The sequence below is a fragment of the Variovorax defluvii genome (assembly GCF_039541515.1).
Lineage (GTDB): Bacteria > Pseudomonadota > Gammaproteobacteria > Burkholderiales > Burkholderiaceae_C > Variovorax > Variovorax defluvii.
Map to the genome: position 1 here is coordinate 242,154 of NZ_BAABGJ010000008.1, position 21,611 is coordinate 263,764.

Annotated in this window: 21 protein-coding genes; 12 read left to right on the top strand and 9 right to left on the bottom strand. The window is 69.1% G+C overall.

The annotated features are described in order from the left end of the window. Window positions 1-17: 17 nt before the first annotated feature. A complete protein-coding gene (locus ABEA07_RS04940; protein ID WP_345536262.1) occupies window positions 18-899 on the bottom strand; it encodes a LysR family transcriptional regulator in 882 nt (293 codons plus the stop codon). A 119-nt stretch (window positions 900-1,018) separates the two neighbouring features. Here ABEA07_RS04940 and ABEA07_RS04945 point away from each other — a divergent pair, with 119 nt between their 5' ends. Beyond that, a complete protein-coding gene (locus ABEA07_RS04945) occupies window positions 1,019-1,408 on the top strand; it encodes a cupin domain-containing protein (RefSeq protein ID WP_345536263.1) in 390 nt (129 codons plus the stop codon). A gap of 9 nt (window positions 1,409-1,417) precedes the next feature. Here ABEA07_RS04945 and ABEA07_RS04950 read toward each other — a convergent pair whose 3' ends face one another. Next, window positions 1,418-1,951 carry an OmpA family protein gene (locus tag ABEA07_RS04950; protein ID WP_345536264.1) on the bottom strand — a complete coding sequence of 178 codons (534 nt, stop codon included), beginning with the start codon at window positions 1,949-1,951 and terminating at the stop codon, window positions 1,418-1,420. A 42-nt stretch (window positions 1,952-1,993) separates the two neighbouring features. Between ABEA07_RS04950 and ABEA07_RS04955 the strand changes: the two genes are divergently transcribed. Continuing rightward, window positions 1,994-2,731 carry a gamma-glutamylcyclotransferase gene (locus ABEA07_RS04955; protein ID WP_345536265.1) on the top strand — a complete coding sequence of 246 codons (738 nt, stop codon included), beginning with the start codon at window positions 1,994-1,996 and terminating at the stop codon, window positions 2,729-2,731. An 8-nt stretch (window positions 2,732-2,739) separates the two neighbouring features. Further along, window positions 2,740-3,279, top strand: coding sequence for a superoxide dismutase family protein (locus ABEA07_RS04960; RefSeq protein WP_345536267.1), 540 nt, complete (start codon window positions 2,740-2,742; stop codon window positions 3,277-3,279). Here ABEA07_RS04960 and ABEA07_RS04965 read toward each other — a convergent pair whose 3' ends face one another. After that, window positions 3,280-3,849, bottom strand: coding sequence for a nucleotidyltransferase family protein (locus tag ABEA07_RS04965; RefSeq protein ID WP_345536268.1), 570 nt, complete (start codon window positions 3,847-3,849; stop codon window positions 3,280-3,282). A gap of 73 nt (window positions 3,850-3,922) precedes the next feature. Between ABEA07_RS04965 and pdxH the strand changes: the two genes are divergently transcribed. After that, window positions 3,923-4,570 (top strand): pyridoxamine 5'-phosphate oxidase, encoded by a 648-nt coding sequence (pdxH, locus tag ABEA07_RS04970; RefSeq protein ID WP_345536269.1) that lies wholly within the window; start codon window positions 3,923-3,925, stop codon window positions 4,568-4,570. Between the two features lie 94 nt (window positions 4,571-4,664). Here the strand turns inward: pdxH and ABEA07_RS04975 are convergent, their stop codons facing one another. Next, window positions 4,665-5,612, bottom strand: a complete 948-nt coding sequence (locus tag ABEA07_RS04975) for an AEC family transporter (RefSeq protein ID WP_345536271.1) — start codon at window positions 5,610-5,612, stop codon at window positions 4,665-4,667. Window positions 5,613-5,712: 100 nt separating this feature from the next. Between ABEA07_RS04975 and ABEA07_RS04980 the strand changes: the two genes are divergently transcribed. Continuing rightward, the gene (locus tag ABEA07_RS04980) at window positions 5,713-6,723 is read left to right on the top strand and encodes an aldo/keto reductase (protein ID WP_345536273.1); all 1,011 of its coding nucleotides are present in this window, start codon (window positions 5,713-5,715) and stop codon (window positions 6,721-6,723) included. A gap of 3 nt (window positions 6,724-6,726) precedes the next feature. Here the strand turns inward: ABEA07_RS04980 and ABEA07_RS04985 are convergent, their stop codons facing one another. The 3 genes from ABEA07_RS04985 to msrA form a co-directional block, all read right to left on the bottom strand. Then, window positions 6,727-8,826 (bottom strand): TonB-dependent receptor, encoded by a 2,100-nt coding sequence (locus ABEA07_RS04985; RefSeq protein ID WP_345536274.1) that lies wholly within the window; start codon window positions 8,824-8,826, stop codon window positions 6,727-6,729. Window positions 8,827-8,906: 80 nt separating this feature from the next. Beyond that, entirely contained in the window at window positions 8,907-9,284 is a 378-nt protein-coding gene (locus ABEA07_RS04990) for a hypothetical protein (protein WP_345536275.1), read from the bottom strand. A 3-nt stretch (window positions 9,285-9,287) separates the two neighbouring features. Further along, on the bottom strand, window positions 9,288-9,836 hold the full coding sequence (msrA, locus tag ABEA07_RS04995; protein WP_345536277.1) for a peptide-methionine (S)-S-oxide reductase MsrA: 549 nt from the start codon (window positions 9,834-9,836) through the stop codon (window positions 9,288-9,290). 103 nt (window positions 9,837-9,939) lie between these two features. Between msrA and ABEA07_RS05000 the strand changes: the two genes are divergently transcribed. The 6 genes from ABEA07_RS05000 to ABEA07_RS05025 all read left to right on the top strand — a co-directional run bounded on the left by ABEA07_RS05000 (window position 9,940) and on the right by ABEA07_RS05025 (window position 17,808). Then, complete coding sequence (locus tag ABEA07_RS05000) at window positions 9,940-10,617, top strand: TetR/AcrR family transcriptional regulator (protein WP_345536279.1); 678 nt, start codon at window positions 9,940-9,942, stop codon at window positions 10,615-10,617. Beyond that, the gene (locus ABEA07_RS05005) at window positions 10,614-11,762 is read left to right on the top strand and encodes an efflux RND transporter periplasmic adaptor subunit (RefSeq protein ID WP_345536281.1); all 1,149 of its coding nucleotides are present in this window, start codon (window positions 10,614-10,616) and stop codon (window positions 11,760-11,762) included. Before ABEA07_RS05000 ends, ABEA07_RS05005 begins: the two co-directional genes overlap by 4 nt. 15 nt (window positions 11,763-11,777) lie before the next feature. Then, window positions 11,778-15,008, top strand: coding sequence for an efflux RND transporter permease subunit (locus ABEA07_RS05010; protein ID WP_345536282.1), 3,231 nt, complete (start codon window positions 11,778-11,780; stop codon window positions 15,006-15,008). Between the two features lie 42 nt (window positions 15,009-15,050). Next, complete coding sequence (locus ABEA07_RS05015) at window positions 15,051-15,734, top strand: protein-L-isoaspartate O-methyltransferase family protein (RefSeq protein ID WP_345536283.1); 684 nt, start codon at window positions 15,051-15,053, stop codon at window positions 15,732-15,734. Window positions 15,735-15,747: 13 nt separating this feature from the next. Next, complete coding sequence (locus ABEA07_RS05020) at window positions 15,748-16,086, top strand: rhodanese-like domain-containing protein (RefSeq protein ID WP_345536284.1); 339 nt, start codon at window positions 15,748-15,750, stop codon at window positions 16,084-16,086. A 198-nt stretch (window positions 16,087-16,284) separates the two neighbouring features. After that, window positions 16,285-17,808 carry a TolC family outer membrane protein gene (locus tag ABEA07_RS05025; RefSeq protein ID WP_345536285.1) on the top strand — a complete coding sequence of 508 codons (1,524 nt, stop codon included), beginning with the start codon at window positions 16,285-16,287 and terminating at the stop codon, window positions 17,806-17,808. Here ABEA07_RS05025 and ABEA07_RS05030 read toward each other — a convergent pair. Both ABEA07_RS05030 and ABEA07_RS05035 read right to left on the bottom strand, forming a co-directional pair. Further along, entirely contained in the window at window positions 17,798-18,619 is an 822-nt protein-coding gene (locus ABEA07_RS05030) for a hypothetical protein (RefSeq protein WP_345536287.1), read from the bottom strand. The genes ABEA07_RS05025 and ABEA07_RS05030 overlap by 11 nt on opposite strands. 11 nt (window positions 18,620-18,630) lie before the next feature. Next, complete coding sequence (locus ABEA07_RS05035; protein WP_345536288.1) at window positions 18,631-19,047, bottom strand: type III secretion system chaperone family protein; 417 nt, start codon at window positions 19,045-19,047, stop codon at window positions 18,631-18,633. 268 nt (window positions 19,048-19,315) lie between these two features. Here ABEA07_RS05035 and ABEA07_RS05040 point away from each other — a divergent pair. Further along, window positions 19,316-21,611 (top strand): galactose oxidase early set domain-containing protein (locus tag ABEA07_RS05040; RefSeq protein WP_345536290.1); only part of this gene is annotated, 2,296 nt, incomplete at its 3' end.

A 21,611-nucleotide genomic window follows, 5' to 3' on the forward strand; every position in this document is an offset into this window, starting at 1 on the left:
ACCAAGCCATCATGACTTTAGGACGAGGTCAAGGCATCGAGGACCGCGCGCATGCGCGGCGGCAGCAGGCGCTGCGAGGGATAGACGGCACTGATGGGCATGGCGGCCGGACGCAGCGAGGGCAGCAGCTCGACCAGGCGGCCGTCGGCCAGTTCATCGGCGACCATGTAGTCGGGCAACTGCGCGATGCCCTGGCCGAGCAGGGCGGCCTGCACCATGCCCTCGCCGTCGTTCAGGCGCAAGTGGCTCGTCGGGTGCAGCGTCACGGCCCTTCCGCGCTGGATGAACTGCCACGGCCGGTCGCGTCCGGTGGTGGGCATGCGAAAGAGGATCGCGCGATGCCGCGACAGCGCCCGCAGCGTGGTCGGCTGGCCGTGCTGCTGCAGGTAGGCGGGACCGGCGACGAGCAGCAGGGTCTGGCTGGCGAAGCGGCGCGCCACCAGGGATGAATCCTGCAACGCGCCGACACGGATGGCCAGGTCGATGCCGTCCTTCACCAGGTCCACGTAGCCGTCCTGCAGGCGAAGGTCGAGCTCCAGGCCGGGATGCGCCTGCTGCACGCGGGCCAGCAGCGGCAGGATCACGCGCCGGCCGAACACGATCGGCATGTCGATGCGCAGCAGGCCGGCGGTGCTCGCGCGGCTGCCGGCGGCGTCGGCATGCAGGTCCTCGATCTCGGCCAGCACGCGCTGGCAACGGTGGTACAGCCGCTCGCCGTCGGGCGTGAGCGTCACCTGCCGCGTGGTGCGATGGAAGAGCTTGACGCCCAGCGAGCCCTCCAGGCGGAGCACCGCCTTGGCGAGCGTGGAGGACGCGGTGCCCACCTCGCGCGCGGCGGCGGCGAAGCTGCCGTGCTTGGCGGTTTCGGTGAAGGCGAGGAACTGCTGCAGGCCCTGCACGGCGCCCCTCCGATTGAGGAAGAAATGTCCTCAATCTTAGGTCATTGAGACCTCTTCTCGATCGCCGAGCACTTCACGAAACTTTCCGCACCCTCACTCGAAACCCAAGGAGCCATGCCATGACCACCGCATCCGACGCCACCATCCTCTCCCACGCCGCCCTGCCGATGGCCGAACTGCCGGGCATCGCGCACCGCACCCTGGCAGGCCGCGAGCACGGATCGACCCAGCTCTCGATCTGGCGCCAGACGCTGGCACCCGGCGCCGCCACCCCGCCGCATTCCCACGACACCGAGGAAGTGGTGCTGTGCCATGCCGGCCGCGGCGAAGTGCACCTGGCGGGACGCGTGCATGCCTTCGGCGCCGAGACGAGCGTGCTGCTGCCGCGCGACGTGCCGCACCAGATCTTCAACGTGGGGGAAGAGCCGATGGAGATCACCGGCGTGTTCCCGTCTGCGCCCGTGCGCGTGTTCGACCTCGAGCGCCAGCCGATGGCGCTGCCGTGGTGAGCCGAAGCCTCAGTCGAGCAGCTTGACTTCCACTCGGCGCGCCTGCGCGTCGGAGCCGGAGCCCGTGGTCACGGCGGGCTTCTGCAGGTCGATCCTGTCGGCCGGCACGCCCAGGCCGGTGAGCACGTCGCGGACCCTCTCGGCGCGCTTCTTCGCGAGCTGCTCGTTCTGCGCCGGGTCGCCGGTGGTGTCGTGGAAACCCGAGACCACCGCCTTGCGACCCTCCTCCACGCCCTTGATCACCACCGCCAGCGCCTCGGCCGCACCGGGCGCCAGGTCGTCGCTGCCGGTGGCGAAATAGAAGTTCACGGTGCCGTCCTGCACGCGGATGCTGGCGCCCTCGGGGATGAGCACCGCCACCGTTTCGGTGACCTCCACCACGGTGACCGGCGCCGCGGCGCCCGCCGCCGCCACGGGGCGCATCTTCTGTCCGTGCGTGTAGAACACGATGCCGAGCACGAGCAGGATCACCAGGGCGATGAGGCCCAGCACCAAGGCCAGGATGAAGTTCTGCTGGCTGTCGTCGTCGGCGAGTCCGGACATCGGTCGAGCTCCTTTGGCCAGAGGCAGGTAAATAATGTTGCGGTGAACCATGACCGCGAAATTCTAGGCGCGCGCCCCTCGCAGTCCCAAGGCCATCCGGGACCGCCGGGCCTGGACCCGCTGCCCGCGCCCCTGCGCGACCCCAAGCCCATGCTGGACCGCGTGATCGACGAGTGGGGTGGCCACCAGGACCTGTGGATCTTCGGCTACGGCTCGCTGATCTGGCGCCCCGAGTTCGGCTTCGTCGAGCGGCATCCGGCCCGGGTGCATGGCTGGCACCGGGCGCTGAAGATGTGGAGCCGCGTCAATCGCGGCACCGTGGAGAACCCCGGCCTGGTGTTCGGCCTGCTCTCCGGCGGCAGTTGCCGGGGCATGGTGTTCCGCATCCCGGCCGCCGACGGCCTGGAAACGCTGGGCCGGCTGTGGCTGCGCGAGATGCCCACCGGCGTCTACGACCCGCGATGGCTGCAGTGCGACATGGCCCACGGCTCGGTGCGGGCGCTGGCCTTCACCCTCTCGCGGCGCAGCCCCAACTACACCGGCATCCTGGACGACGAACGCTACCGCCACATCTTCGCTCATGCGGTCGGGCGCTACGGCAGCTCGCTCGACTACGCACAACAGACTCTGTTGGAGTTGCGGCGCCATTCCATCCACGATGCGGCGCTGGCGCGCCTGGTCCGGCTGGCGCAAACCCAACTGTCGGAGTCGCCCGATTGCGGGCAGGCAGCCGCTCCGGTATACCGGCCCATTGATTCCGAACCAACTTCAACATCCTAGGAGTAGCCATGTCCCCTCGTCTCATCGGTTCCGCCCTCGCCGTCGCAGCGGCGGCCAGTCTGCTCGCGGGCTGCGGTAGCATGGGGGGCCGGGCGAGCGCCGTCGCCACCCTCGCGCCGACGGGCGCGATGTCGCCCAACCCCACCACCGGCAACGTGACCTTCACCGCGCTCGACCACGGGGTGCGAGTGGCAGGCGAAGTGCGCGGCTTCCCGCCGGGCACGGAGCACGGATTCCACATCCATGAAAAGGGGGACTGCGGCGACAACGGCAACGCCTCCGGCGGCCACTTCAATCCGGCCGGCGGCACGCACGGCAAGTTCGGGGCGCCCGGCAGCCACGCGGGCGAATTGCCCAGCCTGGTGGCCGACGGCACCGGCACCGCGCGCTTCAGCGTGGACGTGCATTCCATCTCGCTGACCGAGGGCGCCGCCAACAACGTGATCGGGCGTGCGCTGGTCGTGCACCGCGACCGCGACGACTTCACCTCGCAGCCGGCCGGCAATTCGGGGCCGCGCATCGCCTGCGGGCTGATCACGCGCCGCTGATCACCCGGCGCCGGTCCCCCGGCGCGCGGCCAGCAGCGCGTCGGCCTGGGCGAGCTGCGCGGGCGTGTCGATGTCGGTGAGGATGCCGATGTCGTCCACCTCCACCTCGGCCACGGCGCCGGCTTCGCGCAGTGCGCGCAGCACGGGTGCTGCGCCCTGAGGGCCGGCCAGGGCCGCGAGGCGTGGCCCGCAGCCTGCCGCGAAGCCGACCGGATGCCCCGGTTGTCCCCGGTGATGCGGCTGAGCGGCCTGGACAGGACCGCCCAGCGCCTCGGCCACCGCTTGCAGGGTCGAGGGCAGCACCAGGGGCAGGTCGGCCGGCAGCACCAGCCACCCTGCGGCGTCGGCGGTGGCGCGCACCGCGGCGGCGATCGAATCGCCCATGCCGGGATGGCCGGCATCCTCCAGGTGCCACGGCAGGCCGCTCGCGCGCACCGCGGCCAGCGTGTGCTCCAGCACTGGGCGGCCCGCCAGCAAGGCATGCAGCTTGAAGCCGCTGCCGCCCGCGGCGCGGAAGCGCTCTCCACGTCCGGAGGCCAGCACGATCACGGTGGGGAGTTGCTTCGGCATGCGTGCAGTATCCATGCATCACCTGTGCATCGACCCTGCATCGACCACGAGGCGCTTGGGCAACAATGCGGCCATGACGATCTCCCCCGACGACCTGGCCGCGCTGCGCAAGAGCTACGAGCGCGCCGAGCTGGACGAGGCCAGCAGCGCACCCGACCCCCTGATGCAGTTCGAACGCTGGCTCTCCGAAGCCATCGATGCCCAGCTGCCCGAACCCAACGCCATGACCCTGGCCACGGTCGGCGGCGACCTGCGGCCCTCGACCCGCATCGTGCTGATCAAGGGCTACGACGCACGCGGCATCGTCTGGTACACCAACTACAACAGCCGCAAGGGCCGGGAGCTGGCCGGCAATCCGTGGGCCGCGCTGCAGTTCCACTGGGTCGAGCTGGAGCGCGTGGTCCGCATCGAGGGCCGCGTCGCCAAGGTCGAAGACGCCGAGAGCGACGCCTACTTCGCCAGCCGCCCGCTGGATTCCCGCATCGGTGCCTGGGCCAGCCCGCAGAGCGAGGTCATCAGCGGACGCGACGTGCTGGTGAAGAACGCCGCCGTGCAGGCCGCCAGGCACCTGCTCTCCCCGCCGCGGCCGCCGCACTGGGGCGGCTTCAGACTGGTGCCCGACCGCTGGGAGTTCTGGCAGGGGCGCAAGAGCCGGCTGCATGACCGGCTGCGCTATCGGCTGGAAGACGGGGACTGGGTGCGCGAGCGGCTGGCGCCTTGAAGAACCTGAATTTGGCCAGTAGGCGATGGGGAAATGAAATGAACACTCGGGCGGCACGGATGCCCCTGCTCGACCCGTTCAGCGAGTACGCACGCTAGAGGCCACTCGCCAGCGCCATCACGACCGACACAGTGAAGACCGCCAGCACCGTCGACACCGCAACGCTGGCCGTGACCAGTTCCTCGGCCGTCCGGTAGCGCTGCGAGAAGAGGAACACGTTGGCGCCGATCGGCAGCGCAGCCGCCACCACCATCACCTGCAGCGGCAGGCCGCGCAGGCCCAGCAGCCAGCCGAGCACCGCCACCAGCAGCGGGTGGACGAGGTTCTTGATCAGCGCCTGCACCAGCGCCGCGCGCCACTGGTGGCCGATGGGCGTGGCGGCCAGGGTGATGCCCACCATCACCAGCGCGATCGGGCCGAAGGCCTGGCCCAGCCAGGCGATGGGCTTGTCGATCGCCTCGGGCAGGGTGAGGCCGGTCTGCGCGAACAACAGGCCGCAGACGATCGGCAGCGGCACCGGGTGCACGATGGCGTTGTAGAAGGCCTTGCCCAGGGTGCGCAGGATCGGCGTGCGCTCACCGCCCGGCTGGCGCGCCTGCTCATGCGCCACGGCCAGCTCCAGCACCAGGGTGGCGCTGGTCAGCAGCACCAGCGAATGCAGCGAGATCAAGGTCAGCAGCACCACCGTGCCCTCGGGCCCGTAGGCCAGGCCGATCAGCGCGATGCCGATCATCACCGTGTTGCTGAAGGTGTTGGCCAGCGCGATCACGGCAGAGGTGCGGTTGAAGCCGCGCACCAGCAGCGTGGCCGTGAAGATCAAGCCCGCCGCGAGGAAGTAGGCCGCCACCGGGCCCAGCCGCAGTTGCTCCACGCGCACGGTGCTCATGGTTCGGAACAGCAGGGCCGGCGCGAGCAGCAGGAAGATCAGGTTCGACAGGTCGCGGATGGCGCCGCCGGTGACCCAGCCCCGCCGCCCCGCGAAGAACCCCGCGCCGATCAACAGGACCACGGGAAGCAGGGACGACAGGACCGATGAGTTCACCGCGCCGAGCATACAAGCCGCCGTGCTGCACGCTGGATCGCTGATGTCTATGATGGCCCGGCCCCTCCCCTCCCTCTCATCGCCAGCAGGACCCTTCCCCATGAGCATCCCCACCACCCGCCTCGGCCGCACCGGCCTCGTCGTCTCGCGCCTCGCCCTCGGCACCATGACCTTCGGGCTGCAGACCGACGAGACGGTGTCGGGGCAGATTCTCGACAAGGCCACCGAGGCCGGCATCAACTTCCTCGATACCGCCGACGTGTACCCGCTCGGCGGCACGGTCGAGATCACCGGGCGCACCGAGGAGATCATCGGCCGCTGGCTGACGTCCAAGGGCCCGGGCGCCCGGCGCCGCTTCATCATCGCCACCAAGGCGGTCGGCAAGGTCGGCCCGAACCCATGGGACCAGGGGGCCTCGCGCAAGCATCTGCTCGATGCCATCGACGCCTCGCTCGCGCGCCTGCAGACCGATTACGTCGACCTGTACCAGTTGCACAGCGACGACCGCACGACGCCGCTGGACGAAAGCCTGGAGGCGCTGGACGTGATCGTCCGCTCGGGCCGCGCGCGCTACATCGGCGTCTCGAATTTCCTGGCCTACCGTCTGGCGCGCGCCATCGGCCGTGCCGAACTGCACCGCCTCACCGGCATCGTGTGCGTGCAGCCGCGCTACAGCCTGCTGTTCCGCGAGATCGAGCGCGAGCTGCTGCCGCTGGCCGGCGAGGAGGGACTGGGCGTGATCCCCTACAACCCGCTCGCGGGCGGGCTGCTCACCGGCAAGTACAAGCCCGACACGAAGCTGGCGGACAACACCCGCTTCACGCTCGGCACCGCGGGCTCGATGTACCAGGACCGCTACTGGAACGAACGCAGCTTCGCCACGGTCGCGAAGCTGCACGCGCTGGCCGACGAGGCCGGCGTGCCGCTCACGACGCTCGCGGTGGCCTGGGTGATGGCCAATCCGCTGATCACCGCGCCGCTGCTGGGTGCCAGCCGGCCGGATCAGCTGGATGCCACGATCGCGGCGGCCGGCTATGCGCTCGATCCCGCGCTCAAGCAGCGGCTCGACGAACTCACGGCCGAGTACCGCAAGGGCGACGCGCCGCGCTGAGCCTCAGAAGTTGACTCTCAGCCCCACCTTCACGCTGCGCCCCGGCAGCGGCCCGTTCGGGAAAGCGGTGGTGGTGAGGATCGAGGTCGCGCTGTAGGCCAGCTTGTTGGTCGCGTTGTCGATGCGCGCGTACCAGGTGAGGCTGGCGCGCTGCACCTTCATGCGGTAGGTGAGCGCCGCGTTCCACAAGGTGTAGCCATCGGTGGCACGCGCACCGGTGGCGGGCACGCGCCGCTGGGCCGCGTAGTGGTCGAAGCCCAGGCGCGCCGTCCAGGGACCGTTTCCGTACACCAGCGTGGCGCCCACGCGCGCCGGCGAAATGCGCGGCAGCGGCTCGCCGGTGTCGGTGTTCTTCGCACGCACGAGGTCGCCGCGCCACTGCAGATCCAGCGTGGAACCGTCGGCCGCCTTGCCGAAGCCGTCGATGCCCAGCAGGCGCAGGTTGCCGCTGGCCTCGATGCCGGTGAAGCGGGCGCGCACGCCGCGGTAGACGTACTCGTCCATCACGTCGGGGAAGACCAGGCCTTCCTCGGTCTCGACCGGGGCAGGGTTCAGATTGCCCTCCTCGTCCCGCACGTTGCCCGAGGCCGTCAGCCCGATGTAATTGCGAAAGCGTGTGACGTAGGCGTTGACCCGGGCCGTGTTGGCGCCCGACTTCCACTGAGCGCCGAGGTCGAAGCCCACCGACCGCTCCTTCTGCAGGTTCGGATCGCCAAGCTCCCACGCTGCGGTCGCCACGTGCGGGCCGTTGGCGAACAGTTCGTAGTCCTTGGGCGCGCGCTCGGTGTAGGCCAGGTTGGAGCTCAGCTGCCATTGCGGGTTCAGGTCCACCAGCGCGCCCAGCGCGGCGCTGCGCGGGTTGAAGCTGCGCTCGCCGACTGCGAAGCGCGTCACGGCCGGATCGGGCGAACCCAGCGAGCGCACCGTCACGCGCTCGGTGCGCGCGCCGAAGCTCAGCCGGCCCCAGGGCATGCCCCACTCTTCGTGCACGAACAGTGCGGTCGAGCGCGTGCGGCTGTGCGGCGCGAAGGCCTCCTCGCCATCGGCAGAGAAAGCCCCGGTCTCGCGGGTGAAGCCGATCAGGCCTTCCAGCTTGCCGATCTTGCGGTGACGCGCTTCGAGGCGGAAGTCGTGGCTTCTGTTGGCGAAGGTGGTTCCGGGCGCCTGGCCCTCGAACTCGGTGTGGCGGTAGTTGGTGTAGCCGAACTTGCCACGGATGCTGCTGACGAAACCGCCAGGTCGCCACTCGCCTTCCAGCGCATAGCGGTCGGACTTCATGTCGATGCTGACGTCGTCCTCCGCCACCGTGCCGTACTTGCTGCGGTAGCTGCTGACCGAGGCGCCGATCCAGCCCTGGTCGAAGAACAGGCTGCCGCCGATGGCGCCGCCGTCGGCCCGGTTGGCCGAGTTGCAGATCCTGCGCGCCGGGCCCGGACGCTTCGGGTTCTCGCAGCCCAGCTCGATCGGCACGCGCGCGTCGTCCGCGTCGCGGCTGAAGGCATCGACGTGCAGCGCGTAGCGGTCGTTGCCGCCTTCGAGCACCGCCCCGCCGCTTTTCTCGCGGCTGCCGCTGGCCCAGCCGGCATCGATGCGGCCGCCGAAGCCGTCGAGCGCTTCGCTGGGAATGCGGTTGTCGATCACGTTGACCACCCCGCCGACGGCGCTGCCGCCGTATTGCAGGGCGGAGGGTCCGCGCAGCACCTCGATGCGCTCGGTCACCAGCGCATCGACCGGCACCGCGTGGTCGTCGCTGAGGGCCGAGGCATCGGGGGCCGCGCCGCCGTTCTGCAGGATGCGGATGCGGTCGCCGTCCAGGCCGCGGATGGTGGGCCGGCTGGCGTTGGGGCCGAAGTAGGTGCTGCCCACGCCCGGCAGCGTGTTCAGGGTTTCGCCCAACGTGGGCTGGCTGCGCAGCAGCAAGGCGTCGCCGGACACGGCCGTGGTGGGCGCGATCAGTCCGGTGGCCCCCAGCGGGTTGCCGGTGACCGTGACTTCCTGCAGCGAGCCGGCAGGCGCCGCCGCGTCGGATTGCGCCCAGGCGGCGCAGGACAAGAAGGAAAGAACGGCGACGCCCACGGCGTTGCGCGCGAATGAAGAAGACATGAGGAGGCACTCGTTGAATCGACAAGAAGCCGGCCGCGTCCCGCAAGAGCGGGGCACCGCAGCGCGGTCCGGGAGGGGATTCAGCGAGCGGGAGGCGGGCCACGCGCGTCGAACAGCGCGACCCAGCGGGCGAGTGCCTCGCCCAGGAGGAACAAGAAGGTGGCGGCCGGCAACTGCACCGGCAGCATCAACGCCGGCACGCAGAGCGCGGCCGGGCCGTGGGAGAGCTGGTCGTAGAGCCGGCAGTCGGCGTCGCTGCCATGGCCGCCGAAAAGCGCTGACAGGCCATGAACAGGATGGCCCGTTTCACTTTGCCCCGCCGCGGCGGCTGGCGCATGCGAAAGCGCATGCCCATGCAGCGTGCGGTGCATCAGCCCCAGCGTGGTCGCCAGCCACAGCGCGAGCGCCAGCACGCACAGCAGTGCGCGGGCGTGGCTCGGACGGCGGGCGAAACGCATCGCTCAGCTCTTCTTGAGCTTCGAGGCGAAGGTCTTCTGGAACTTCTCGACCTTGGGCCCGACCACGAAGGCGCAGTAGCCCTGGTTCGGGTTGTTGGCGAAGTAGTCCTGGTGGTAAGCCTCGGCCGCAGAGTAGTTCGACAGCGGCTTCACCTCCGTCACCACCGGCGCGCGGTAGGTCTTGCTGGCGCCGATATCGGCGATGACCTGTTCGGCCACCTGCTTCTGCGCGTCGTCCAGGTAGTAGATGCCGCTGCGGTACTGGGTGCCCACGTCGTTGCCCTGGCGGTTGAGGGTGGTGGGGTCATGCACCACGAAGAAGATCTCGAGGATCTCGCGCAGCGAGATCTGCGCGGGGTCGAAGACCAGCTTCACGACCTCGGCATGGCCGGTGCGGCCGGTGCAGACCTGCTCGTAGCTGGGGTTGACCGTCTCGCCGTTGCTGTAGCCCGACTCCACGTCGAGCACGCCCTGCACCCTGTCGAAGACGGCCTCGGTGCACCAGAAGCAGCCACCGCCCAGGACGATGGTTTCGGTTTGCGGTGATGTCATGGACGGGCTCCAGCGGCACGAATGAACAAACCCCGCATTGTGGCGGCTTGACGCGAAGGAGTGGGCTCACTACATTACTAACCCGCCAGTCATTAAGTAGTCGATGCCCGCTCCCCGCTTCCTCAGCGACAAGCTCTTCCCCGAACGCGCCAAGCGCGCGCGCCGCAAGGAAGCGCGGCCCGGGGAGTTGCTGGAGGCGGCGCTGGACCTGTTCGTGGCCAAAGGCTTCGCCGCCACGCGGGCCGAGGAGGTGGCGGCCCGCGCCGGCGTCTCCAAGGGCACGCTCTTCCTCTACTTTCCGAGCAAGGAAGAGCTTTTCAAGGCGGTTGTGATCGAGAACCTCGCCGGCCGCTTCACCGAATGGAATGCCGAGTTCGAGGCCTTCGAGGGGAGCACCTCGGACATGCTTCGCTATTGCATGCGCATCTGGTGGGAGCGCGTGGGCTCCACCAAGGCCTCGGGCCTGACCAAGCTGATGCTCAGCGAGGGCAGCAACTTCCCCGAACTGGCCCAGTTTTATCGCGAGGAGGTGGTGCGGCCGGGGCACGCGCTCCTGCGGCGCATCATCCAGCGCGGCATCGACAGCGGCGAATTCGGACCGGTGGACGTCGACCATGCCATCTACGCGGTGATCGCACCGATGAATTTCCTGATGCTGTGGAAGCACTCGGCCATGGTCTGCGTGGACGCGGACGCCCACATCGATCCCGAGACCTACCTCGCGATCCAGGCCGAGACGGTGCTGCACGGCCTGAGCAAGCCACAGGAGGCGGCCGCATGAAGCGCATCTCTGCCTGGAGCGTCGCGGCCGTGCTGCTGGTGCTGCTGGTCGCCGGCGGACTGCGTGCCGTCGAGGCGCGCCGTGCGAAGCAGGCCGCCGCCGCGGCGGCACCGGCCGAAACCGTGATCCAGCTGGCCCCGGCCGACGTGGTCCGCCCGGCCCGGCGCACGCTGGCGCAGACCCTCCCGGTGTCGGGCACGCTGAGGGCGGTGGACTGGGCCCTGGTCAAGGCCCGCGTGGCCGGCGAGCTGACCGGCCTCACGGTGCGCGAGGGCGACGCGGTCAAGGCCGGCCAGGTGATCGCGCGCATCGAGCCCCTCGAATACCAGTCCCGCGTGCGCCAGGCGCAGGAGCAGGCAGACAGCGCCAGCGCGCAGGCCGAGGTGGCGCAGCGCACTTACGACAACAACAAGGCCCTGGTCGACCAGGGCTTCATCTCGCGCACCGCACTGGAGACCTCCCTGTCCAACCTCAATGCAGCCCGCGCCACCCACCGCGCCGCCCTGGCGGCGGTGGAGATGGCGCGCAAGTCGCTGCACGACACCGTGCTCACCAGCCCGATCGACGGGCAGGTGGCGCAGCGCCTGGCGCAGAGCGGCGAGCGCGTCTCGGTCGATGCCCGGGTGATCGAGGTGGTGGACCTCGGCCGCCTCGAAGTCGAGGCGACGCTCTCGGCCGCCGACTCGGTCGCGGTGCGCGTGGGCCAGCGCGCAACGCTGCGGGTGGAAGGCAGCGGCCTGCTCGATCCCTCCGCCGCTGCGCACCAGGTCGATGCGACCGTGGTGCGCGTGAATCCCAGCGCGCAGGCCGGCAGCCGCAGCGTGCTGGTGTACCTGCGGCTGGACCGCAGCACCGGCTTCCGCCAGGGCCTTTTCGCGCAGGGCACCCTGGCGGTCGGCGAGGCCGAGGCGGTGGCGCTGCCACTGTCGGCGGTTCGCATCGACAAGCCGGCGCCCTACGTGCAGGTGGTGATCGAAGGCCGCATCGTGCACCGCCCCGTCCAGACCGGGCCGCGCGGCCAGGTCGGCGGCCAGACGCTGATCGCGGTGCAGGGCGTCGACGAAGGCGCGCCGGTCGTGGCCGGCACGGTGGGCCAGCTGCGCGAAGGCACCGCGGTCAAGCTCACGGCGCCTGTCGCCCCCTGAAGCCCGCGGCCCGCCATGTGGTTCACCCGCGTCAGCCTGAAGAACCCGGTCTTCGCGACCATGCTGATGCTCGCGCTGGTGGTGCTGGGCCTGTTCTCCTACCAGCGGCTGGCGGTGGACCAGTTTCCAAACATCGACTTCCCGGTGGTGGTGGTGATCACCGAATACCCCGGCGCCTCGCCCGAGATCGTCGAGAGCGAGGTGACCAAGAAGGTGGAGGAAGGCGTCAACGCCATCGCCGGCATCAACGCCCTCACCTCGCGCAGCTACGAGGGGCAGTCGGTGGTGATCATCGAATTCCAGCTCTACGTGGACGGGCGCAAGGCCGCCGACGATGTGCGCGAGAAGGTGGCGGCGGTGCGGCCCCTTTTCCGCGACGAGGTCAAGGAGCCGCGCGTGCTGCGCTTCGATCCGGCTTCGCGACCGGTGTGGTCGGTGGCGGTGCTGCCCGACGGTGCGAAGGGCACGCAGCCCACGGCCGTGGAGCTCACCAACTGGGCCGACCAGGTGCTGAAGAAGCGCCTGGAGAACGTGCGCGGCGTCGGCTCCGTCACCCTGGTGGGCGGCACCAAGCGCGAGATCAACATCTACCTCGACCCGCAGGCGATGGAGGCCTTCGGCGTCAGCGCCCAGCAGGTGGTGGAGGCGGTGCGCGCCGAGAACCAGGCCCTGCCCGTGGGCGCGGTGCGCTCGATGGAGCAGGAGCGGGTGGTGCAGATCGACGCCCGCATGGCGCGGCCGGAGGACTTCGGCCGCATCATCCTCGCGCGCAAGGGCGGCGCGCCGATCCGCATCGACCAGGTGGCGAGCGTGCGGGACGGCGCACAGGAACTCGAGAGTCTGGCCCTCTACAACGGCCAGCGCACCCTGCTGCTGTCGGTGCAGAAGGCGCAGGACGAGAACACCATCCAGGTGGTGGACGGCCTGCGCAAGGCGCTGGTGGACATCGCGCCGCAGCTGCCGCCCGGCGTGAAGCTGGAGCCCATCGGCGACGCCTCGCGGCCGATCCGCGTCGCGGTGGACAACGTGCGGCAGACCCTCATCGAGGGAGCCCTGCTCACGGTGCTGATCGTCTTCCTGTTTCTCAACTCCTGGCGCTCGACCGTCATCACAGGGCTCACGCTGCCGATCGCGCTGATCGGCACCTTCTGGTTCATGGCCATGTTCGGCTTCACCATCAACATGGTGACGCTGATGGCGCTGTCGCTGTGCGTGGGCCTCCTGATCGACGACGCGATCGTGGTGCGCGAGAACATCGTGCGCCACGTGCAGATGGGCAAGGCGCCCTACGCCGCGGCGCTGGACGGCACGCAGGAGATCGGCCTGGCGGTGCTGGCCACCACGCTGTCCATCGTCGCGGTGTTCCTGCCCATCGGATTCATGGAAGGCATCATCGGCAAGTTCTTCCACGAGTTCGGCATCACCATCGTGGCAGCGGTGCTGATCTCGATGTTCGTGAGCTTCACGCTGGACCCGATGCTCTCCAGCGTGTGGCACGACCCGTCCATCCATGCGCACGGCGAACGCAAGGCGCCCACCGGCCTCTACGACCGCACCATCGGCCGCGTCACGGGCTGGTTCGACCGCGCCACGGACCGCCTCGGCGAGGGCTACCAGGCCATCCTGCGCTGGTCGCTCGCCCACAAGCTTGCGACGGTGCTCACCGCCATCGGCATCTTCGTCGCGAGCGTCGTCATGGTCCCGCTGCTGGGCAGCGAGTTCGTGCCCAAGGCCGACTACTCCGAAACCAACATCAGCTTCTACACGCCGGTCGGCTCCTCGCTGGAGGTGACCGAGGCCAGGGCGCGGCAGGTCGAAGGCATCCTGCGCGAGATGCCCGAGGTGCGCTACACGCTCAGCACCATCAACACCGGCGACGCCCAGGGCAAGATCTACGCGAGCATCTACGTGCGCCTGGTCGATCGCCACCAGCGCAGCCGCAGCGTGGACCAGATGTCCACCGTGCTGCGCGAGCGACTGCGCACGGTCCCCGGCATCACCGTCACCCACGTGGGCCTGCGCGATTCGGTGGGCGGCAACAAGGCCATCGAGTTCTCGCTGCAGGGCCCCGACCTGCAGGAGCTGGAGCGGCTCTCGCAGCGGGTGATGGAGGCGATCCGCCCCATCCCCGGCCTGGTGGACCTGGACTCCAGCCAGAAGCCCAACAAGCCCACGGTGAACGTCGTGGTGCGGCGCGACGCCGCCTCCGACCTGGGCCTGGGCGTGGCGCCCATCGCGACGGCGCTGCGCACGCTCGTGGCCGGCACCACCGTCGGCAACTGGCGCGCGCCCGACGACCAGACCTACGACGTCAACGTGCGCCTGGCGCCCGAAGTGCGCAACTCGCCCGCCGACCTGGCCCGCCTGCCCTTCGTCAGCACCACCATGGGCGCCAACGCCGACGGCTCCAGCCGCATCGTGCGCCTGCAGCAGGTGGCCGAGGTGCGCGAGAGCACGGGGCCCAACCAGATCAATCGCCGCGCGCTGGCGCGCGAGGTGAGCATCAACGCCAACGTCGCCAATCGCTCGGCCGGCGAGGTGTCGGCCGACATCCGCACCGCCCTCGCCGGCATCGCCTTCCCGCCCGGCTACGCCTGGCAGTTCAGCGGCTCGACCAAGAACATGCAGGAGTCCTTCGGCTACGCCGTCTCGGCCCTGGCGCTGGCGATCATCTTCATCTACATGATCCTGGCCAGCCAGTTCAAGAGCTTCCTGCAGCCGCTGGCGCTGATGACGGCACTGCCGCTCACGCTGATCGGCGTGGTGCTGGCGCTGATGGGCTTCGGCTCCACGTTGTCCATGTTCTCGATCATCGGGATCGTGATGCTGATGGGCCTGGTGACCAAGAACGCGATCCTGCTGGTGGACTTCGCCATCCGCGCGCGGGAGCCCGTGCTGCAGCCGGACGGCAGCACCGCGCCTGGCCTGCCGCGTGCCGAGGCCCTGCTGCTGGCGGCGCGCGTGCGGTTGCGCCCCATCCTCATGACCACGCTGGCCATGATCTTCGGCATGGTGCCGCTGGCCTTCGCGCTCAGCGAAGGCTCGGAGCAGCGCGCGCCCATGGGCCAGGCAGTGATCGGCGGCGTGATCACCTCGTCGCTGCTGACCCTGGTGGTGGTCCCGGTGGTCTATTGCTACATGGACGACCTGGCCGAGTGGGCCAGGCGCCGTTGGCGCGGCGAGCGCCAGCCACGGCCCGAGGGCGGCGCGTCACACACGCCGCCTAAAATTGAAGGTTTGTCCTGATCCCGCCTCCCGCACACGTACACACGAACACGAGGAACCACCATGACCGCCAACCCCGACCTGGAGCGCCTGCGCTTCAACATGATCGAGCAGCAGATCCGTCCCTGGGATGTGCTGGACCTCGAGATCCTCGACCTGCTCTCGCAGATCCGCCGCGAGGATTACGTGCCCCGTGCCCACCGCGGGCTGGCCTTCTTCGACATGGAGATCCCGCTCGAAGGCGCCAAGCACAAGGAGCCCGGCCAGGTGATGCTCTCCCCCAAGGTCGAGGCCCGCATGCTGCAGGACCTGCACGTCCGGAAGCACGAGACCGTGCTCGAGATCGGCACCGGCTCGGGCTTCATGGCCGCGCTGCTGGCGCACCGCGCGGCCCAGGTGCTGACCCTGGAGATCGACGCCGGCCTCGCCACCCTGGCTGCCGAGAACCTGCGCCGCAACGGCGTGAACAACGTGGAAGTGCGCCACGGAGACGGCGCCGTGCCGCTGCCCAGCGGCCCGACCTTCGACGTGATCGTGCTCAGCGGCTCGGTCGCGCGCCTGCCGCAAGGCCTGATGGGTTCGCTCAAGATGGGCGGCCGGCTCGCCGCGATCGTCGGCGACGAGCCCATGATGCGCGCCCACTTCGTCACCCGCGTGGGCGAAGGCAAGTGGGACATCCTGCAGCCCTGGGACACCGTCGCGCCGCGCCTGCTCAACTTCCCGGCGCCTTCGCGCTTCAACTTCTAGGGCCTGCCATCCCATGATCGACCAAGTCCCTCCGGCCCGGCTGGCCGACTGGTTCGCCCTCGACACCGCCGCGCAGCCGGTCCTGCTGGACGTGCGCGAGCCCTGGGAACTGCAGACCGCGAGCGTGGCGCCCCAGGGCTTCGCCCTGGTCGCGATCCCGATGAACGAGATCCCGGCACGCCTGGCCGAACTCGACCCCGCCCGGCGCATCGCCTGCATGTGCCACCACGGCGCGCGCAGCCAGCGCGTCGCCCTCTTCCTCGAACAGAACGGCTTTGCCGAGGTGGCGAACGTCGCCGGCGGCATCGACGCGTGGTCGGTCCAGCACGATCCTTCCGTTCCACGCTATTAGTCCACTGAAATATTGAAATGACTGGTGAGGGCCGCCCGAGACGGGATGCGATGCAAGGCGCAAAGCGCAGCGATACCCGCCGGTATCGCGAGCATTTGCAACGCCGCAGCGCGCCCGTATCGGGTGGACTGCACCAGTCGATTTCAGTGTTTTAGTGGACTAGCGCCACCAGACAGACAGAAAGACCAAGGACGCTTCATGCCCGTGCACCGGCTTCTTCCCCTCACGGCGGCCCTCGCCGCCGCGATCGCACTGCCGGCCCATGGCCAGAGCCTGATCGAGCTCTATGAAGCGGCACGCGGCTACGACGCAACCTACCAGGCGGCCCGCGCACAGTACGACGCCACGCTGGCCCGCGCCGCGCAGGCCCGCGCCGGTATCCTGCCCTCGGTGGGACTGTCGGCCGGCGCCTCGCGCACCGAGCTCGACGTGCACACGCCCGCGGGCGACGCCTCGCGCGGCTTCAACACGCAGAGCGTCGGCATCAACGCCACGCAGCCGCTGTACCGCCCCGCCAACTGGGCCACCTACGAGCAGAGCAAGTACCAGGCGGACATCGCCCAGGCGGTGCTGACCATCGCCGACCAGGACCTGGTGGTGCGGGTCAGCCAGGCTTACTTCGACGTGCTGGCGGCGCAGGACACGCTGTCGCTGGTGCGGGCCCAGAAGGCCGCGACGGCCGAGCAACTGGCGGCTGCCAAGCGCAACTTCGAGGTCGGCACCTCGACCATCACCGACAGCCGCGAGGCGCAGGCGCGCTACGACCTGGTGATCTCGCAGGAGATCGCGGCCGAGAACGATCTGCAGGTCAAGAGGATCGCGCTCGACCAGCTCGTCGGCCGCCCCGGCAGCGTACCGGTGGCGCTGGCCGCGCCGGTGCGGCTGCCCGAGGTGATGCCGGCGGACATGAATGCCTGGGTCAGGCAGGCCGAGGATGTGAGCCCCTCGATCCGCCAGGCGCGCCTCGGCCTGGACGTGGCCTCGCTGGAAGTGCAGAAAGCCCAGGCCGGCCACAAGCCCACCGTCGACGCCAACCTGGGCTACAACATCACGAACAACCCGCAGGGCACCAGCACTACCACCGGCCGCTCGCGCATCAATGCAGCCACCATCGGCGTGAACTTCAGCATGCCGCTGTTCGCCGGCTTCGCGATCGAGAACCGCGTGAAGGAAACGCTGGCGCTGGAGGAGCAGTCGCGCTCGGTGCTCGAATCCACCCGCCGCAGCGTGACGCAGGCGACCCGCGCGGCCTATCTTGGGCTGGTGTCGGGCGCGGGCCAGGTGAAGGCACTGGAAGCCGCCGAGGCCTCCAGCCAGAGCGCGCTGGATGCCAACCGCCTGGGCTACCAGGTGGGCGTGCGCATCAATATCGATGTGCTGAACTCGCAGAGCCAGCTGTACCAGACCAAGCGCGATCTGGCGGTGGCGCGCTACAACGTCCTGCTGGGCAACCTGAAACTGCGCCAGGCCAACGGCACGCTGACGCCTGACGACCTGCGCGCGATCAACGGCACCCTCGCCACCGACGGCCGGCCGGCTGTGGACATGACCGCCACGCCGCCGCAATCGATGGCCCCGGACCCTGCTGCTGCCGGGCGGCCGCCGCGCGCGCCCGTTGCCATACCGCCGGTCCCGCCGGTGCAGACGCCGCCTTTCACACCGACAGCGCCGACGATGCCCTCGCCGCCTCCGCCGCCGGTGATCCTGCCGCCTACGCGTTGAGAACCCTGAAGCTGCTCACTTTGTCGAGCGGGATCGATTCCACCGCGTTGTTTTCGTTCACGGCGGAAAAGGACAAGCCGTCCCGGGCAAGTTCCCGAGGAGTGACCTTGCGTACCGTATTCGGGGAGCCCGTTAGGGAGAACTCGACAGGCCGCATCCTGTTGCTGTTTTCCATGCCCCAAAGCTCGTAGCGAGCCTTTTTTGGCGTGACGCCTGGGAGGTACTCCCAGTTCGACTGCCCCGAGGCCTTCGCCGGTCCCACTGGATTCAACGACCCCGTTGCCGCAGCGGGCCCGCTGACGGGTTCCGGCGTCGGCTTGAAGGAAGGTGTTGCACGAACGGCAGGCACATGGCCCGCTGGCAGTTGCTTCGGCGGTTGCGCAGGCAGCGGCTTTGGAGGGGGCGGCACGGAGCGCTTGACTGCTTGGCCCAGGAGGACGACGCAGTAGAACACCGCGATTTCAGTGACCTGATAGGTCGTTGTCGTCTTTCGGCTGTAGAGCATGGCCATGGAGGGATCCTGTTGGCCTTTCTCCCGAAGCTCTTGAACCGGGTTCTTGGTCCGAGGCAGAGGCGCAGAGACGGAGAAAGAATGCTCTACCGTCTGCCGGACGACTGTCGTCGACCTGTATTCGACAAACCCCAGGATGAAGCCCTTCCCGTAGGCTGTGCGCGCGGGAAGTGGCGCGCCCAACGTGAAACCGGCATGCACGCTCTGCGTTATCGTCAGCTTCTCGGACCTCACTGCGGATGCGACGGTCACGGACTGGAATGAACTGAACCGAGCCTGCTGCTGCGAAATAGCGTTCATGGCGTCTCCTCTCAAGCCAAGGCCAGATTGATCGTGCTCGTCCCGGACTCGAAGTCCGGCTGAGTGCCCAGTTGACGAACCGCCGTGCAAGTGGCCAGGTGCTCCTTCAAGACATTCAGCAGGCGCTCTCCGTTGGAAGCCCCCTCCTCGACCTGCACATGCATGCGCAGCGCCGCGCGGTTCGTGCCGGGGACCAGCGCATAGGCACCCGCCTGCGGGGAGAGGTGCGAATTGGCCTCGAGAAGCTGGCGATGGATGTCCGCCTCGCCATCCGCGGGAATCTCGCCGATTTCCGCCAGGACGCCGAGTGCCGGGGCCTCGCCGTCCGTATGGTCCTGAAAGTAGAAGCGCACGCCATCCGCTTCGACGCTTCCGGTCTTCAGGATTTCGGCGGGTTCAAGGCCGATCAAGCCCGCGAGTTCGTGCATGGCTGATGCATAGAGTGAGAGCGGGCTCACGGGGTCTTCGGTCTGTGGTGTCGTTTGCATGGCGCGTCCTGATCAGTGATGAAGCCACCCGACGGATGGCACCGGTCAGTAACTGGCCCCTGGTGCCGGTTCCCAGGCGCCTCCAAGGCGCATGGCACGTGGCGCCGCTGCAACAGCGGGACGGCCGATGAAGGCCGTGTCCGACAAGGACGTTACCGCCTGTGAATCTATAAGACCAAAGTATTCAGGAATTCACCACCCAAAGCCCATGCTCTCGCCCCGCTCTTGCACCCTTCGCCCCACCCTCGTCGCCATCGCCGTCGCGGCATTGATATCCGCTTGTGGCGGCGGGGGGGAAGGGAGCGGGGCGAGCGGCACGGGCCTCTCCGCCACGGGCTCCGCGGCGGCCACCGGCGCCACGACTGCGCCGAGGGCATCTGGCGGATCTAACACCGGCAGTACCGGCAACACGGGCGGCACTGGCGCCACCGGTACGCGTGAAGCCAATGCCGATACCAGCGCTTCCGGCAAGCCCAAGATCCGCCGCGCCGTGCGCACGCTGGCCGACATCGAACGCGAGCGCGCCCGCGAGCGGGACGTGCCCGCGCCGATCGACCGGGGCGATGGGCCCAAGGGCAGGAAACCGCGCTTGCAGACGGGCAGCAAGGCCAATCCCGCCGTCGAAGGCGAATGGTCCGCCGCCACCAGCTGGCCCCTCAACGCGATCCACGCCATCCTCACGCCCGACGGCAAGATCATGAGCTACGGCACGGACCCGGACGGCAACCAGGGCGCACAGCTTTACTACGACGTCTGGAACCCGGCGACCGGCGCCCATAGCCTGCTGCAGCACGCCACGCGCACCGACCTGTTCTGCAATGCGCAGGTGGTGCTGCCCACCACCGGCCAGGTGTTGCTGGCGGGCGGCGACACCCGGGGCCTGAACAATGGCACGCAGGCGAACCTGGGCGTGCGCGACACCAATCTGTTCGACCCTGTGCTGCTGGAGCTCAAGGCGTCCGGCACGCCGATGCAGTACGCGCGCTGGTACGGCTCGCTGTTCCCGCTGGCGGATGGCCGGGTGCTGACCGCAGCCGGCATCGACGGGACCGGTGCCGGCTCCGGGCCCCCGGAGCTCTATACCCCTGGCAGCGGCTGGCGAACGCTCTCCAAGATCGCCGACTGGCCGGCCGACTGGTACTACCCGCGCGGCTTCCTGGCGCCCGACGGCAAGGTCGTGATCGCCAGCGGCAGCACCATGTACAAGCTCGACGTCGAGGCCGAGACGCTGAGCACCATCGGCACGCTGCCCAAGAACACCGACTGGATGCTGCCCTGGGCCCTGTTCGACCGCGGCCGGATGATGATGGTCGACGACGAAGGCGGCGCGATGGTGGTCGACGTCAACGGCCCTGCCCCGGTCATCACGCCCATCGCCGGGCCGGGCACCAACCGCGTCTGGGGCACGGCGACCGTGCTGGCTGACGGCAAGGTGGCCATGACCGGCGGATCCTCCGAAGACAACGTGATGGTCGACACGGCCTATGCCACGCTGATCTGGGACCCGAAGACCATGGCCTGGAGCACCGGCGCATCGGCGGCCAAGCCGCGGCTCTATCACTCCTCGGCGATCCTGCTGCCCGATGCCACGGTGCTCTCCGTCGGCGGTGGTTCGCCGGGCCCGGTGGTCAACCTCAATGCCGAGATTTACTCGCCGCCCTACCTTTTCGACAGCACCGGGCAGCGCCAGGCACGTCCCATGATCAACAGCGCGCCCGCCAAGGTCGACCTGGGCGCCAGCTTCGGGGTGAGCGTGGCCTCGGGCCGGGCGATCCAGCGCGTGACGCTGGTGCGCACCGGGTCCGTCACACATTCGACGAATTTCGAACAGCGCTTCCTGGAGCTGCCGTTCACGCAGGCGTCGGGCAGCTCGACCGTGAACATCACGCTCAACGAAGGACCGAACACGGTGCCGATCGGCTACTACATGCTGTTCGTCATCGACAGCGCGGGCGTGCCCTCGGTCGCCAAGATCCTGAAGGTCGATGCCAACTGGTCCAAGGCGGTCGACCAGGGCCAGACCTTCACGCTGCCCACCTCCACCACCGTGCGCTACGGTGCCGACACCCGCTGGGTGCAGAAAACCGCATCCGGGACCGTCCCCTGCACCAACGAGTTCTTCGGTGCCAATCCAGCGCCTGGAGCGGCGAAGACCTGCCAGGTCCTGGCGCCGCAAGCCGCCAACGTGGCGCCGGGCAATGCGCCCCCCGCCGGCGACAGGCTGGTCGCCAACGAGGGTGGAAGCTTCAACATGAGCAGCCCCGCCCTGGTGAGCTTCGGCGCCGATACGCGCTGGATCAGCAAGACGGTCAGCGGCAGCGCGAGCTGTTCCAGCACTTTCTTCGGCGTGGACCCCGCACCAATGACGGCGAAGTCATGCTTTGCAGGCTCGACGACATCTGCACCTGCACCTGCACCTGCACCTGCGCCTGCGCCCGCGCCCGCGCCCGCGCCTGCGCCCGCGCCCGCGCCCGCGCCTGCGCCCGCGCCTGCGCCCGCGCCCG